12 protein-coding genes are annotated in these 14,574 nt (G+C 69.3%); 7 read left to right on the top strand and 5 right to left on the bottom strand.

Features of this window, described 5'->3' with window-relative positions; genetic code table 11:
- Positions 1–146: 146 nt before the first annotated feature.
- Complete coding sequence (locus BO221_RS26050; protein WP_073563186.1) at positions 147–2,042, top strand: M4 family metallopeptidase; 1,896 nt, start codon at positions 147–149, stop codon at positions 2,040–2,042.
- 128 nt (positions 2,043–2,170) lie between these two features.
- On the opposite strand, the gene BO221_RS26045 is transcribed toward BO221_RS26050, so the two are convergent.
- Genes BO221_RS26045 through BO221_RS26035 form a run of 3 tightly spaced genes read right to left on the bottom strand, consistent with a single transcriptional unit; the run spans position 2,171 to position 7,818 of the window.
- Positions 2,171–5,308, bottom strand: a complete 3,138-nt coding sequence (locus tag BO221_RS26045; protein WP_073563185.1) for an efflux RND transporter permease subunit — start codon at positions 5,306–5,308, stop codon at positions 2,171–2,173.
- On the bottom strand, positions 5,305–6,489 hold the full coding sequence (locus BO221_RS26040; RefSeq protein ID WP_073563284.1) for an efflux RND transporter periplasmic adaptor subunit: 1,185 nt from the start codon (positions 6,487–6,489) through the stop codon (positions 5,305–5,307). The genes BO221_RS26045 and BO221_RS26040 overlap by 4 nt, the downstream gene beginning before the upstream one ends.
- 6 nt (positions 6,490–6,495) lie before the next feature.
- Positions 6,496–7,818 (bottom strand): TolC family protein, encoded by a 1,323-nt coding sequence (locus tag BO221_RS26035; protein ID WP_369865600.1) that lies wholly within the window; start codon positions 7,816–7,818, stop codon positions 6,496–6,498.
- 242 nt (positions 7,819–8,060) lie between these two features.
- Here BO221_RS26035 and BO221_RS26030 point away from each other — a divergent pair, with 242 nt between their 5' ends.
- From BO221_RS26030 to BO221_RS26005, 6 genes are all read left to right on the top strand, one after another.
- The gene (locus BO221_RS26030) at positions 8,061–9,992 is read left to right on the top strand and encodes a putative metal-binding motif-containing protein (protein WP_073563183.1); all 1,932 of its coding nucleotides are present in this window, start codon (positions 8,061–8,063) and stop codon (positions 9,990–9,992) included.
- 12 nt (positions 9,993–10,004) lie between these two features.
- Entirely contained in the window at positions 10,005–10,703 is a 699-nt protein-coding gene (locus tag BO221_RS26025; protein WP_073563182.1) for an ABC transporter ATP-binding protein, read from the top strand.
- Positions 10,700–11,476, top strand: coding sequence for an ABC transporter permease (locus BO221_RS26020; RefSeq protein ID WP_073563181.1), 777 nt, complete (start codon positions 10,700–10,702; stop codon positions 11,474–11,476). Before BO221_RS26025 ends, BO221_RS26020 begins: the two co-directional genes overlap by 4 nt.
- Positions 11,476–12,024: a hypothetical protein gene (locus BO221_RS54010; RefSeq protein ID WP_143195680.1), complete on the top strand. Its 549-nt coding sequence runs from the start codon at positions 11,476–11,478 to the stop codon at positions 12,022–12,024. The genes BO221_RS26020 and BO221_RS54010 overlap by 1 nt, the downstream gene beginning before the upstream one ends.
- Positions 12,025–12,242: 218 nt before the next feature.
- The gene (locus tag BO221_RS26010) at positions 12,243–12,650 is read left to right on the top strand and encodes a flagellar hook-length control protein (protein WP_233166260.1); all 408 of its coding nucleotides are present in this window, start codon (positions 12,243–12,245) and stop codon (positions 12,648–12,650) included.
- 27 nt (positions 12,651–12,677) lie between these two features.
- On the top strand, positions 12,678–13,424 hold the full coding sequence (locus tag BO221_RS26005; RefSeq protein WP_143195679.1) for a hypothetical protein: 747 nt from the start codon (positions 12,678–12,680) through the stop codon (positions 13,422–13,424).
- Between the two features lie 31 nt (positions 13,425–13,455).
- Here BO221_RS26005 and BO221_RS26000 read toward each other — a convergent pair whose 3' ends face one another.
- Positions 13,456–13,869 carry a hypothetical protein gene (locus BO221_RS26000; protein ID WP_073563178.1) on the bottom strand — a complete coding sequence of 138 codons (414 nt, stop codon included), beginning with the start codon at positions 13,867–13,869 and terminating at the stop codon, positions 13,456–13,458.
- 68 nt (positions 13,870–13,937) lie between these two features.
- Positions 13,938–14,570 carry a DUF6151 family protein gene (locus tag BO221_RS25995; RefSeq protein ID WP_073563282.1) on the bottom strand — a complete coding sequence of 211 codons (633 nt, stop codon included), beginning with the start codon at positions 14,568–14,570 and terminating at the stop codon, positions 13,938–13,940.
- Between the last annotated feature and the right edge of the window lie 4 nt (positions 14,571–14,574).

The following is a 14,574-nucleotide window of genomic DNA, read 5'->3' as shown; positions in this document are numbered from 1 at the left end:
AGTGAGATGAACGGCCCCTGGGAGGCATTGCCTTCCGGGGGTTTGCTTTTGCGCGACTCCAGCTTTTCCCTTGATTCCAGTCCTGGCGGACATTCATGCTTCCCCACTTCGGCGGCGCCTCGCCGCCATTCAGGGGGAAATACCGCATGCGTACCCGGATGCTCGCCGCCAGCCTCGCGCTGGCGCTCACCGCCTGTGACACGGAGCCGTTGGAGCTCTCCACCGGCCCCGGCTCCATCGAGGATGTCCAGGCGGCCCTCGCCGCCCTGCCCTCGGCCCAGGTGATTGGCGCTCACGAGGACGGTGTGCCGTACATGATTCGCGGCCAACTCGGCACGTCGGTCAGCTCACTCCGGGGCGCATCCGCCTCCGAGGCCCACTCGCACGTCAGCTCCGCCCTGTCCCGCATCACCCCCGTCTTCCGGCTCAACGCTTCCGATCTCGTCGTGCGCCGGCTCTCCGTGGACGAGCAGGGCCACACGCACATCCGATACGAGCAGACGAAGAACGGGCTGCCCGTCGTGGGCCACGAACTCATCGCGCACGTGGATGAGAACGGCCTCGTCTATGCCGTCAACGGCTCGGCCCGGGATGGTGAGCCCGCCCCCTTCCGCGCCCGCATCGCACCCGAGGCCGCCCGCGCCGCGGCGCTCGAGAGCACTCCGGGCAACGTCCTCGCCGAGGAAACCCCTCGCCTCGTCTACGTCCGCTCCAGCGCGGATGGACGGCTGAAGCTTGCCTTCGAAGTCCTCGTGACGGGCGAGGACGGGGCTCAGCCCATCCGGGATCATGTCTTCGTCAACGCCCTGGATGGATCCATCGAGGAGCGCACCTCGGACATCCACGAGGCGCGCAACCGTCTGGTGTATTCGGCCAACAACTCCACCACGCTGCCGGGCACCCTCAAGATCAGCGAGGGAGGCATCACCACGGGCGATCCCGTCGTGGACAAGGCCTACGCCAACCTCGGTACCTTCTATGACTGCTTCAAGGCCAACTTCAACCGCGACTCGGTCAACAACGCCGGGGCGGCGCTGACGCTCAGCGTGCACTACAGCAGCAACTTCGTGGGCGCCTTCTGGAACGGCACCACCATGGCCTGCGGCGACGGAGACGGTGTCACCTCGGGCCCGATGTGCAACGACATGGACGTCATCAACCACGAGTACGGCCACGCGATCACCCAAGCCGATTCCGGCCTCACGTACGCCCTCGAGCCCGGCGCGCTCAGCGAGGGCATGAGCGACATCTTCGCCGCCTACTGCGAGAGCTGGAGCAATGCCTGGTCCACCGGCCCGGACGTCTTCAAGATCGCCGAGGACGTGTGGACTCCCGCCACCCCGGGTGATGCGATCCGCTACATGTGCGATCCGGTACTGGACGGCGCGTCCAGGGATTACTACCCCGACCGTTACATCGGGTCGTCCGACAGCGGCGGCGTGCACTGGAACTCGGGCATCGCCAACCTGGCCTTCTGCCTGCTGAGCAAGGGCGGCACCCACCCGCGCGGCAAGAGCACCACCCTGGTGCCATCCACCGGCGTGCAGAAGGCCGGCGCCATCTTCTACAAGGCCAACTCGGACCTGATGACGGCCTCCACCAACTTCGCGCAGGTGAAGACGTACACGGAGCAGGCGGCCGCGATGCTCTACGGCTCGGGCTCGGCGGAGCAGACCGCCGTCACCAGGGCCTGGGAGGCCGTGGGCGTGGGCTTGCCGGTGCCCCCCGCTCCCGCCACCGCGCTCACCAATGGCGTGGCCCTCCTCAACCAGTCGGGCGCCGCGGGCTCGCAGAAGTTCTACTACCTGGATGTGCCGGCCAGCCGCCCGGTGTCCTTCACCATCAGCGGCGGCACGGGCGACGCGGACATGTACGTGAAGTTCGGCTCGCAGCCGAGCACCGCCTCGTACGGCTGCCGCCCGTACCTGAGCGGCAACAACGAGACGTGCAACATGACCACGCAGCCCACCGCTGGCCGCTACCACGTCATGCTCAACGGCTACAGCGCCTACTCGGGCGTTTCACTCAAGGGCACGTACTGACCCGCGGCTCGCGGGCTCCATGCCCGCGGGTGCCGGGCTTCCGGTCGCGATGCGGAGCAACGGGTCCGATTGCCGGACCCGTTGGCACGCCGCGCGGCCGGAAGACACCCCGTGCTTCCCCGCGAGGATCAGCTCCCCGCGAGCCGGGGCTTCTCGTCCTCGACCACGGGCACGGACTCACCACCGGAGCCCGAGCCGTGCTCGTCCGAGTCCCCGGAGCCACCCCGGAGCCGGCCCAGCCGCGCCTTCATCCGATCCGCCACCACATAGAAGGCGGGCACCACCAGCAGGCTGAGCACCGTGGAGACGGAGAGGCCTCCCAGTACGGCCACGGACATGGGGGCGCGCGTCTCGCTGCCCGCTCCCAGCGCCAGCACCGCGGGCACCGCCGCCATCATCGTCGCCAGCGACGTCATGAGAATGGGCCGCAGGCGCACCGGCCCCGCCCGCTGCATGGCCTCCACCGCGTTGGCGCCCAGCTCGCGCTGCTGCAACGCGTAGTCCACGAGGATGATGGAGTTCTTCTTCACGATACCCATCAACAGCAGCAGGCCAATCATGCTGAAGATGTTGAGCGTCGTGTTGGTGCCCCACATCGCGAAGGCCGCTCCCGCCACCGACAGCGGGAGGATGGTGAGCACCGTGACGGGGTGGAGGAACGAATTGAACTGCGAGGCCAGCACCATGTAGGCCACCCCGATGCCCAGGAAGAGGGCGAAGAGGAGGCTGTCCATCGACTCCTGGAAGGCCACGCTGGAGCCGCCGAACACCACGCGCGTGCCGCCGGGCAGCTCCCGCGCCAGCCGCTGCACCGTCTCCATCGCCTCCTGCTGCGTGGAGCCAGGGGCCACGTTGGCGAAGATGCTGATGGCGCGCTCACGGTCCTTGCGGGTGATGGCCTGGAGCGCCGGACGCTCCTCCTGCGTCACCAGTGAGGAGAGTGGCACCAGCTCGCCCGAGGAGGTGCGCACCTTGAGGATCGACAAGTCCTCCGGCCGCGAGCGCTGATCCTTCAGGAGGCGCAGCCGCACGTCGATGCGGCGCCCGCCGCTGCTGTACTTGCCCACGCGCACCCCGCCCACCAGCGCGTTGAGGGTGGAGCCCACGTCCTGCATGGACACACCCAGGTCCGCCGCGCGCGCCCGGTCCGGGGTGATGCGCAGCTCCGGCATGCCCACCTGGTAGTCCGTGTCCACGTCCACCACCTTGCCGCTCGCCTGGAGCGTCTCACGCATGTCCGTGCTGGATTCGATCAGCCGCTCCCAGTCCGAGCCGCGCACGCTGAACTCCACGGGGAAGCCACGCGAGCCGGTGAAACCGCTCTGCGACAGATCCATCACCACCGCGCGCAGGCCCGGGTACGAGTTGAACTCCTTGCGCAGCACCTGGTTGAACTCGGACATGGGCATGCGCTGGTCCGGAGGCGCCAGGGTGACGAACAGCATGCCGCCATTGACCGAGCTGCCGCCACCGCCCACCACCGCGAACAGGCGCGTTACCTCGGGCCGGTTGCGCAGGAACTCCTCGGCCCGCAGGAAGAGCCGGTTCGTCTCACCCACCGTGCTGCCTACCGCCGTCTGCAGGCGCACCATGACGCGGCCCTGATCCTGCGAGGGGACGAACTCGCTCGACAGACTCTTGAAGGCGAAGCCGGACAGAGCCAGCAGCGCCACCGCGCCCCCCAGCACCCACCACGGACGCTTCAGCCCCTGGACCAGCACCTTGCCGTAGTGGTGCTCCAGCCAGGTGAAGGCCTTGTCCACGGCCAGTCCCACCCGGCTGCGCCCCTCACGGCCCGTCTTCAGCAGTTGCGCGCACCGCGCCGGTGCCAGGGTGATGGCCTCCACGTAGGACAGCATCACCGCCACACACAGCGTCACGCCGAACTGGAGGAAGAACTTGCCAATGACCCCCGTCATGAAGACGACGGGAATGAAGATGGCCACCACCGCCAGCGTGGCCGCCAGGGCCGCGAAGGTGATCTCCCGCGTGCCCTCGCTCGCCGCCGCCACCCGGTTCTTCCCCTCCTCCGCGTGCCGGAAGATGTTCTCCATCACCATGATGGCGTCATCCACCACGATGCCCACCGCCAATGACAGGCCCAGCAGGGTGAAGGTGTTGAGGGTGAAGCCCAGGAAGTAGATGACCGCCACCGTGCCCAACAGCGACATGGGGATGGCGAGGATCACGTTCATCGTGCTGGAGAGCGAGCCGAGGAACGCCCAGCACACCAGTGCCGTCAGCAGGCAGGCCAGCAGCAGCTCGAACTCGATCTCGTGGACGCTCTCCTCGATGAACTGGGTGGAGTCGAAGTTGACGCCCAGGTCCATGCCCTCGGGCGCGTCCTTGCGCAGCTCGGCCAGCTTCGCGCGCACGCCCTGGGCCACCGCCACCGCGTTGGCGCCCCGCTGCTTGCGGATGCCGAGGCCCTGCGCGGGCTGCCCATCCACACGCGCGATGCGGCGCTCGTCCTCGAAGCCGTCCTCCACCAGCGCCACGTCGGACAGATAGATGGGAGAGCCGTTGCCCTCGCGCACCACCAGGTGGCGCAGCGTCTCCAGATCCAACGCCTCGCCCATGACACGGACGTTGACCTCGCGACCCACCGTCTCGATGCGGCCCGCGGGCAGCTCCACATGCTCGCGCTGTAGCGCGGTGACGATGTCGGTGACGGTGAGCCCGCGCGCGTCCAGCTTCTGCGCATCCACCCAGATACGCACGTTGCGATCCAACGAGCCACCCAGCGACACCTCGCCCACGCCCGGCACCGTCTGCAGCACCTCCTTCACCCGGTAGCGCGCGTAGTCGGAGATGAACTGCCGGGAGAAGGGGCCGGACACCCCCAGCCACATGATGGGGTTGTCCTCGGGATTGCTCTTGGAGATGACCGGCGGATCCACGTCCCGCGGGAGGCGGTTCTGCGCCTGGCTCACCTTGGCCGTCACGTCCTGCAGCGCCTTGTCCACGTCGCGCGACAGATCCAACTCCACGGAGATGCTGCCACCGCCCTGGCTCGCCCGGGAGGTGAGGGCCTTGACGCCCTCCACCTGCATCACCGCTTCCTCGAGCGGCTCGATGATGTCCGTCTCCACCGCCTCCGGCGAGGCCCCCTCCCACGTCACGTTGACGCTGATGACGGGGTAGTCCACGTCCGGGAACTGGCTGATGCCGATGCGCCCGGCCGCCACCAGTCCGAAGACGATGGTCGCCGCCATCAGCATCCAGGCGAAGACGGGCTTCTTGATGCAGACGTCCGTGATGCTCATCGCGCCGAGCCTCCCGTGTTCGCTTCCGCCTCCTGGCGCGGCTCACCCGTGAAGGCCGGCTTCTGGCCCTCGGCGATCCGCACTCCGGCGCCGTCCTTCAGCGCCTCGCCACCCCGCACCACCAGCTGCTCGCCGGGCTTCAGGCCCTCGCGCACCTCCACGAGTCCGTCCGCCGTGCGCAGGCCCAGCTCCACCACGCGCTCGCGCGCCTTGCCGTCCTGCACCACGAACGTCAGGAAGCCGCGCTCGCTGGGACGCACCGCCGTCTGGGGAATGACCGGAGCCTCCTTGGCCGTGTCCACCGGCACCGTCACCGTGGCGAAGGCCCCCGGCCGCAGCGCCTTGGCGTCCTCGCCACGCACCTCCGCCGTCACCTTCACCATGCGGCTGGCCGGATCCGCCGCGTCCGCCACGTAGGTGATCTTCCCCGCGTACGTGCGCGAATCCGAGCGCACCGTGAAGCGCGCCGGCATGCCCGGCTTCACCCGCCCCACGTCCGACTCGGGCACCGTGAAGCGCAACAGCAGTGGATCCTTCCGCAGCAGCGTGGCCAGCACCGTGCCCGGCTGCACGTATTGCCCCGTCTGCACCGTGCGCGTCTGCAGCACCCCTTCCATGGGCGCCTTCACGTACGCATCCCGCTGGTTGAGCTCGGCCTGATCCAACGCCGCCCTCGCCGCGCTCGCATCCGCCGCGGCGGTGCGCGCCCGGGCCTCGGCCGTGTCGATCTGCTCCGCCGGCAGCAGCCCCGGCTTCGCCTCGTTGGCCGCCGCGCGCCGGCCCGCCGCCGAGTCCGCCTCCGCCTTCGCCGCCAGCGCCTTCTCCAGCGAGGCCTGCGCCGAGCGCACCGCGATGCCGTAGCGCGCGGGCTCGATCTCCGCGAGCACCTCGCCCTTCTTCACCGACTGGCCCTCCATGAAGCGCACCTGCTCCACCACGCCCGCCACGCGCGCGGTGATCTGCACCTGCTCGAAGGCCTCCACGGAGCCCACCGCCGAGACGACGTACTCCACGTCCCGCGACTCCACGGGCCGCACCTCCACGGGGAACTGGAGCGGTCCGCGGCCACCGGGGCCTCCCCCCTTGCCGCCACCCTGCGCCGCTGGAGCGCTTCCCGCCGGCTTGCCACACCCCGTCCCCAGGGCGAGCGCGGCGCCCAGTACCCATGTCACCACACGCATCTTCACTTACGGCTCCTTCCCCAGCGGATCGAGTCCGACGGCGGCCCGCAGCTCCAGGAGCGCGGACCCCAATGCATAGCGAGCCCGGGCAAGCGCCACCTCGGCCTCGAACTGCCTCACCTGCGCATCGCTCAACGCGAGGGAGGACGCAATCCCCTGTCGATAGAGGATGCTTGTCTCCTCCGCGTTCTGGCGGGCGGCATCGAAGGCCACCTGGCTCTGGTTCAGCGCGGCCTGGGCAGTGCGCAGCAACACGTTCGCCTGGTCCACCGCCACGTCCACCCGCCGCGTCCGCGCCGCCACGTCCAGTTGCTGCACCCGCACCAGGGCGAGCCGCTCCCGGCGATCCGCGTAGCGCTCGCCTCCGTCGAAGAGCGACCAGCCCAGGTTCACCGACACGAAGGCATTCCAGTTGCGGCCGGCGAGGCCCGCCTCGTTGGTGAGCGAGTACACGCCAGTGGCCGACAGCGTGGGGAACAGCCGGGCCAGCGGCTCGCTCGCGAGCGCCTCCTGCTGCCGCACCCGGAGCTTCGCGGAGAGGATGTCCGGGCGGCGCTCCAGGGCCCCCTCGGTCAGCAGCGAAAAGGACTCCACGGGCCGTGAGGCCTCGCCCAGCAGCGTCTCGGGCGCCGCCAGCGGGCCCTCCACGGGCGCCACCAGCAGGTAGCCGAGCTCCAACCGGCTCGTCTCGGCTTGACCCACCGCGTCAGCGAGGCTCGCCTCCGCGGTGGCAACGTCCAACTGCGCCCGCGTCACGTCGTTGGTGCTGGCCAGTCCGGCCTGGGCGCGGGCCTTCGCCTCCTCGAGGGATTGGCGGGCATAGACGAGCCGGCGCTCGGCGGCCTGGACCACCTGCTGCTGGCCCAGCGTGGACAGGAAGGCGGTGGCGGCCTGGAAGGACACCTGCCGGCGCGCCTCCACCGCGTCCAGCGCCGTCGCCTCGCGATCCCGGTTCGCCGCCTGGAGGAGCGGAAAGCCGCGCGCGTCGAAGAGGGGCACGGTGGCCGTGGCATTGCCGGAGAAGGCGTTGCGCGCTTGGACCACCACCTCCTCACCACCCACCTGACGCACCACGTCCTGCAGGCGCCGGGTATAGGTGGCGCTGGCGTTCAGCCTCGGGAAGAAGAAGGCGCGGGCGCGGGCCACACGCGCCTCGGCGGCCTCGGAGCGAGCCTGGGCCGTCAGCGCCGTCTCATTGCGCTCGGCCGCCAGCGACACCGCGCGCTCCAGCGTCAGCGGCTCCTCCGTGGGCGCGGACTGCTCGGCGGCCGGGGTCCCGGCTCCAGGCCCCGGGACGGACTGCTGCTCCTGGGCGCGCACTTCGGGCACACATAGAGCGAGCCAGGCACACACGGGGACGACAACGGCGGAACGGATCAAATGCATGGTCGGGCGAAGGAAGATGTTCCGGGACGGGCTAGGACGACAGGCCCGATTTTTTATTCATGGGACCCGAGCGAGCACGTTCACGGGAACCCACCTCTCTGGACGCTGCATCGCACATCGGGCTAATGGGGAGAAGGACGAAGACTTTTCGAGTGGGGCGCGGCGCGCCCGGGAATGCCCGAACGATGCGTTTATTCCTGCTGGCGTTGGGAATGTTGGCGCTGTGCGGCTGTCGAGGGACGGAGGCCGGGGCGGGCGCCGTACGTGTGGAAATCTTCTACGCGACGTTCCACCCGGGGTGCCTGACTGTGACGGCACTGGATGAAGCGGATGTGAGCCGCTCCGAGACGCAGCAGCTCGCGGTGGAGGAGCGCAACAGCGACGCCAAGACGGTGGCGGTGTTCCGCAAGGCGGACTGGAGCCAGCGCCTCCAGGTGATCGCGAGCGCCCACGAGGGCTCGTGCGCGGGACCAGTGGTGGCCACGAGCACGCGGCAGGTGGAGGTCCCCGCGAGCGGCACCACGGCGGTGTACCTGGATCTGCGCGCGGAGGATCTGGACGGAGACGGCTTCGTCGCGGCGAGCGCGACCAGCCAGGGCACGGACTGCGATGATACCGACGCCACCGTGTACCCGGGCGCCCCGGAGACGTGCGACGGCAAGGACAGCAATTGCTCCGGTGACGAGCAGGATGCGCCCGACAAGCACGGCTACTACGTGGACGCGGACAGCGACGGGTACGGCGACATCTCCCGGGTGGTGATGGCGTGTGTGCCGCCCCCGGGCACGGTGATGGAGGCCGGGGATTGCGACGACTCCGACCCCAGCGTGCACCCGGCCGCGGCCGAGCTGCGCTGCGACGGGAAGGACGATGACTGCGACGGCACGGAGGACGAAGACTTCTCCCTGGGCACCACGTGCAGGACGGAGCTCGGCTGCGAGGGCACCTGGGCGTGCTCGGCGGCGAAAGCCGGGGCGGAGTGCAACGGCACGCAGGCCCCGGTGACGTGGTACGCGGATGAAGACGGAGACGGGCTCGCCGGCACGTTCGAGTCCCTGTCCTGCGAGGCGCCCACGGGCGCGAAGTCCGCCGCGGACGATTGCGATGACACCTCGCGCTTCCGCGGAGGCACCGAGGTGTGCGACCGGCTGGACAACGACTGCGACGGCGTCACGGACGAGGACGGCGTCTGCGCGACGCATGCCTGGAGGACGCAGACACTGTGGAGCACGGCGTGGGAGGCGGTGACGGCCTACGCTCTGGGGAAGGCCTGGCTCGCGGGCCCGGACGGCTGGCTCGCGCACGTGAACGGCGCCTCCGTGACGCAATTCTCGGAGTGCGGCCCCGCGAACCACTGGAAGGTGGCGTGGGCCCGGCCGAGCGACGGGCGCGTCTTCGTCGGCACGGCGGAGGGAACCTTCGCCAGCGTCCATCCGCTGACCTCGGGTTGCGCCATGCGGACGGTGAGCGGAGTGCCGGGCAGGGTCACCGGCATGGTGGGCTTCGAGCGGAGCGGCACCACCACGGTGTACGCGGTGACCAGCACCGGCCATGTGCTGCGGTGGGAATGGCGGGAGCCGGTGGGCACTCCTCCTCCGGTGGTGGTGGCGACACAACTGCCAGCGAGCCTGCGGAGCATCCACGGCCTGGGCCCGGACACGCTGCTCGCCGTGGGCGCCGAGAACTTCGAGCCTGGCGCCGCCCCCCTGCCCCGCGCCTACCGTCTCGACCTGACCTCGGGACTGTGGGTGGGCGAGGATCTCCCGGCGGACGTGGGCACGGGCTACCTGCAAGGCGTGTCCGTGGTGGACGGCTCGCTGGCCTACGCGGTGGGCGAGCACGGCCTGGTGCTCGAGCGCAAGGAGGGAACGTGGCGCAAGCTGCCGCCCCCCGGTGGCTCGGCGACGCTGGAGCTGCTGGACGTGGCCGCCTTCCACCCCAGTGCCGTCTACGTGCTCTCCAACCAGAGCGGCACGTTCCTCCACCGCTTCGACGGCACGGCCTGGAGCGAGCCCTACCCCCAGAGCCAGGTGCTCCAGTCGCTCGACGCCATCAGTCCCCGGGAGCAGTGGGCCGCGGGACAGAACGGTACGCTGGTGCGCTGGGGCCCTCCCTGAGCCCGGGGTGACATGGAGCTGCGCGCGGACAGGCTCTCGATTCAGCAGGGGGGACGGTCGCTCCTTCAGGAGGTGACCTGCGCCCTTCCGCCCGGCAGCCGGGTGCTCGTCCTGGGGCACTCGGGCGCGGGAAAGACGACGCTGCTCAAGGCGCTCGCGGGGCTGGTGACGCCGGCCAGCGGACGGGCCCTCTGGAATGGCGAGGACGTGGCCCGGATGCCGCCCGCCGGCAAGCGCGCGCGCCAGGCGGCGTTCGGCATGGTGTTCCAGACGGATGCCCTCTTCGACTCGTTGACGGTGCGCCGCAACGTGCTGCTGCCCCTGGAGCGCCGGAGGGTTCCCCGGGAGGAGGCGGAGGCCCGCGCGGACGAGGTGCTGCGCGCGGTGGGGCTCGCGGAGGCCGCGGACACCCTGCCCGAGCGGCTCTCCGGAGGCATGCGCAAGCGGGCCGGCATCGCCCGGGCGCTGGCGGCGAGCCCCTCGGTGCTGCTGGCGGACGATCCCTTCGCGGGGTTGGATCCGGGCACGGCGCGGCAGGTGGCGCGGGTGCTGCTGGAGGTGGCCGGGAGCGGCTCGCTGGTGGTCGCCGCGCCCGAGGCCCCACCGGAGCTCCCCCTGTCCCGCTGGCTGTACCTGCGCGACGGACGGCTCGTCCACGACGGCCCGCCCGCCCCCGGGGTGGAGGCGCGGACGGACGAGGCGCTCGCGTGACGGCGGCGCTGACGTGGCTCGGTCAGGAGGCGCTGGGCGCGGTGCGCGGCGTGGGGTCGGTGGCGCTGGTGCTGGCGCGCACGGTGCTGGGGCTGGCGCGGATGGATCGCCGCGAGCTGCTGCGTGGGCTGGAGGAGTTCGGCTGGGGCTCGCTGCCCCTGGCGCTGGCGACGGCGGCGCTCACGGGGGCGACGGTGGTGGTGCAGACATCGCTGTACGTGGAGCGCTTCGGAGCGAGGGCCATTCTCGGGTGGGCGGCGGGGTACGCGGTGCTGTGGGAGTTCGGCCCGCTGCTGCTGGGGCTGGTGATGGCGGCGAGGCTGGGAGCGCGCAACGCGGCGGAGCTGGCGACGATGCAGGTGGGCGGGCAGCTCGAGGGTCTGCGCGGGATTGGCCTGGACCCATTCGCGGTGCTGGTGGCGCCGCGCGTGGTGGCGATGACGCTGAGCGTGTCGTGCCTGTCCGCCCTCACCTTCCTGGTGGCGGTGCTCTTCGAGGCGGTGGCGGCCTTCTTCACGCTGAAGCTGCCGGTGCGAGCCTTCTTCGGCAGCTTCGAGCAGATGCTGCACGCGACGGACGTGCTGGGCGGCATGGTGAAGGCGAGCGCCTTCGGACTGGCGATCGCGCTGGTGTCGACGGCGGTGGGACTTAGGGCGCGGGGAGGCGCGCGGGCGGTGGGCCGTGCGGCTGCGGGCGCGGTGGTGCACGGCTGTGGAGCCATCTTCCTGCTGGACTTCCTGCTCACCACCACGCTGGCCATGTGGCTGAGCTGATGCCATCCAAACGCAAACGCTGGCTTCTCATCGCGGGTCTGTCCATCCCCGGGCTCTGCCTCGGATGGGCCGTATTCCGCCTGCTGTTCGAGGCCTCGAGCGGGAATACCCTCACGGGCGCGGTCACCAGTAACGATCCTGCCGATTGCCGCACGCCCCTGGCACAGCTGAGCAGGTGCTTCAAATGGGACAACAGCTGGACTGAATGCCGAGTCGTCTTCCGGGCCGAGGGCGTACCGGAGAAAGCGCTCTGCGAACGGTTCCTGCGAGTGACAGAGCCCGTGGCCTCCACCCTGCCCGCCCGAGCCCCCTCCGCCCTCCCCGGGCAGACCCCCGAGCCGTGTACCTACACGGATGAGCGCCGATGGACGCGCGTGGACTGCAAGCACGTGGGGCTGGAGGCGAACCTCGCGTGCTTCTACTGCCAGCGTTCGCAGCACGAGGCTCACAACGAGTACCTGCAGGCATTCGATCCGGCGTGTGAGAGGGGAATCGTCCTGCGCTCCTGCAACCATTCACTCCAGTTCGCGGCACAGCAGGGGCAATAGGAGGTTCCGCTTCCCTGGTGCAGCAGGCAGCTCAGCCACTGCTGATTTTGAACGAAATCAAGAATGGTCGGTTTTACGCGAATTCACTTGTATCCTGCCACTTCCCGTGTTACCTCATGCCACCCTCAACACGGAGGATTGGCGTGAATCGAATGCTGGCTGGAGCTTTGGTCGCTGTCTTCTTTGCCCTTCCCGCGGAGGCCTCTGGCGGCCGAGGCATGACGTGGATCAAGAGGAGTCACTTCTCCACGAATGGTGCGGATTGGGTGGGCTGTGACAATGGCATCTTTTGCAATGCCTACTCCGGAGATACGTCCTGCACCGCGTCGCTGCCGATCCTCTGTATCAAGCAGGACTTCTCGCCCGCGCCCGCTGGCCTGCCCGCGGACTGGTACACCGGATGGGCGAACGGTCACATCACGACGACTCCCCCTGTCCAGGGGCTCACCCTGACGAGCGCGGCCGTCGCCGATCAGATCTGCGCCGCCAGCTTCGGAAGCGGCTGGCGGATGGCCCAGTTCCACGACGGCGGCGGGTGGAACTTCTATGCGTACGGCAACGTGCGCAATGACATGCGCTTCTGGGTCCACATCAGCGATCAGCCCGCGAACTGCTGGAACCCGTAGTCCATCTCCATCCTGGACATCCACCCCATGCTCCGCTCTGTCCTTTGTGCATTGCTGTCTGGCTCGATGCTGTCTGCCTGTGGCGGTATGCCCGGCGAGGTGGAGCTGACTCCAGCCGGGGAGACCCTGGGCACCCAGGAGTCGGCCCTGGACTGCGCCGGAGCCAGCGTCACCACGCTCAACATCGGCGGGATGAGCTCGTGGGGTGGAGTCCTGTCCGGCGGGGGGAACTGGTCGGTGACCTACCCCGCCAATGGGGTGAAGCTGTCGTTCTACGTCGATGGCGTCTGGCGCGGTGACCAGACGCTCCAGGGCGACTCCAACCGCTCTGGCACCTGGAGCTTCAACGACAGCGGGATCAGCTGCGGCTCGCACACCTTCCAGGTGCGGGCCATTCCCGCTGTCTATGACAGCACCGGCAATCCTCCCGGCACCTGCGCGACGGGCTCCACATCGAAGAGCTTCACCTTCACCCAGGGATGCCCCACCGCCAACCTGTCCTGCACGCAAATCCCCTATTCCGCTTCCTGCACTGGCAGCGGCAGTGGCGGCACGGGCGGCTACACCCACTTCATGCAGGATGTCTACATCGAGAATGGCGTCACGAACGCCAATCCCTGGAGGGAGGGTGGCACCTCCTGGGGCGCCTACTGCCCCCTGGTCACCAGCGGCACCACCGCTACCCGGCAGATCATCGTCTATTACAAGGTGATTGACAGCAGCGGGGCGCAATCCCCCGTCGTCTCGCGCACCATGTACTGCGCGACCCGGTGAGAGGCGCCTGCGGCCCCAGGCTCGGCATCCCCTATGGGGCGCAGACGTAGTTCGAACCGCCGTTGTTGTTCCATGTCCGAGCGCCGGACGCGTCATCGACGTAGATGGCGTACTCGATGACGATGGGGCTCACCCAGGGCGGGATGTTGAAGTTGCCCGCCCACACCTCGTCCTGGGAGCCGTAGGTGTTGGACTGGTTGTACTTCCACTGCAAGGTGCCCCAGTTCGTGGTCCGCCAACCGTCCCAGGTATAGGCCACACCCGCCGCGTGGCCCGGCGCCACCGGCCAGACGCCGGTATTCAGCGTGAACTGGTGATACACGGAGCCACCGCCCGCTCCCACCACGGGCACGGACGCGGTGATGACCCAGGTCGTCTCGGCGGTGGCGAGACCCGGCAGCAGGAGAGTCAGGGTCGCCGGCAGGCTGCGAATCAAATTCCTCATCTGTGACACACTCCATTCAGTGGTGTGCCACCCGATCTAGGAAAATTCTGCCTCCGGCTCAACTGTGGTCACGCGCGAGCGGGACGCGGGCCACACAGCGCGCGGAGCGCGTCACGCTCGGCGGTGGAGAGCACCGTGACCGGGTACTTCGGATTGCCGCTCGCCCGGTCGAAGAACGGATGGGGCCACACCTTGCCACGGAGCTTCCAGCCGAGCACCTTGGCGATCGTCCGCGCGATCAGGCGCACGTTCAGCTTCACCGACCCGGGCGGCGGCTCGCCGATCGCGAACTTGCCGAGGACCCCACCGCGCGGCGCGCCGAAGACCTCGTCACACGGGAGGGCGTTCAGCGCCTGCTGGAACAGTTCGGTGACGATCCCGACGAACGGCATCTGCGGTGACACCATGTTGCCGAGCGGCGTCTTGCAGCAGCTCGCGTACCAGCGATAGAGGCCCTCGGGCGTGAGGCGCACGGCGGTGACGAGCTCGAGGCCCCGATCGAACGAGAGCGTCGATGGCGCGACCTGCACGATGTCCGAGCCGCCATGCGCGTCGAGCAACTCGGCGCGGCCGAGGTGGTGCAGGAACGCCTGACAGTCATCGCAATAGCAGACGATGCGGTTCACCGTGTCTGGCGCCGCATCGCGCAGCCAACCGTGTACCTTTCCGCAACGGCACTGGAGCTCAACGTCTCGGGACATGGGG

It is taken from the genome of Archangium sp. Cb G35, assembly GCF_001896145.1.
Lineage (GTDB): Bacteria > Myxococcota > Myxococcia > Myxococcales > Myxococcaceae > Archangium > Archangium violaceum.
The sequence above is the reverse complement of the archived record's forward strand: the minus strand, read 5'-3'. Positions and strand labels throughout refer to the sequence as shown.

What these genes read in the sequence shown, in the direction of transcription:
- BO221_RS26040 (WP_073563284.1), bottom strand. Translation starts at nt 6,489, where the DNA reads ATGCGTGTGGTGACATGGGTACTGGGCGCCGCGCTCGCCCTGGGGACG.
- BO221_RS26000 (WP_073563178.1), bottom strand. Translation starts at nt 13,869, where the DNA reads ATGAGGAATTTGATTCGCAGCCTGCCGGCGACCCTGACTCTCCTGCTG.
- BO221_RS26010 (WP_233166260.1), top strand. Translation starts at nt 12,243, where the DNA reads ATGACGTGGATCAAGAGGAGTCACTTCTCCACGAATGGTGCGGATTGG.
- BO221_RS26045 (WP_073563185.1), bottom strand. Translation starts at nt 5,308, where the DNA reads ATGAGCATCACGGACGTCTGCATCAAGAAGCCCGTCTTCGCCTGGATG.
- BO221_RS26025 (WP_073563182.1), top strand. Translation starts at nt 10,005, where the DNA reads ATGGAGCTGCGCGCGGACAGGCTCTCGATTCAGCAGGGGGGACGGTCG.
- BO221_RS25995 (WP_073563282.1), bottom strand. Translation starts at nt 14,570, where the DNA reads ATGTCCCGAGACGTTGAGCTCCAGTGCCGTTGCGGAAAGGTACACGGT.
- BO221_RS26005 (WP_143195679.1), top strand. Translation starts at nt 12,678, where the DNA reads ATGCTCCGCTCTGTCCTTTGTGCATTGCTGTCTGGCTCGATGCTGTCT.
- BO221_RS26050 (WP_073563186.1), top strand. Translation starts at nt 147, where the DNA reads ATGCGTACCCGGATGCTCGCCGCCAGCCTCGCGCTGGCGCTCACCGCC.
- BO221_RS26030 (WP_073563183.1), top strand. Translation starts at nt 8,061, where the DNA reads ATGCGTTTATTCCTGCTGGCGTTGGGAATGTTGGCGCTGTGCGGCTGT.
- BO221_RS54010 (WP_143195680.1), top strand. Translation starts at nt 11,476, where the DNA reads ATGCCATCCAAACGCAAACGCTGGCTTCTCATCGCGGGTCTGTCCATC.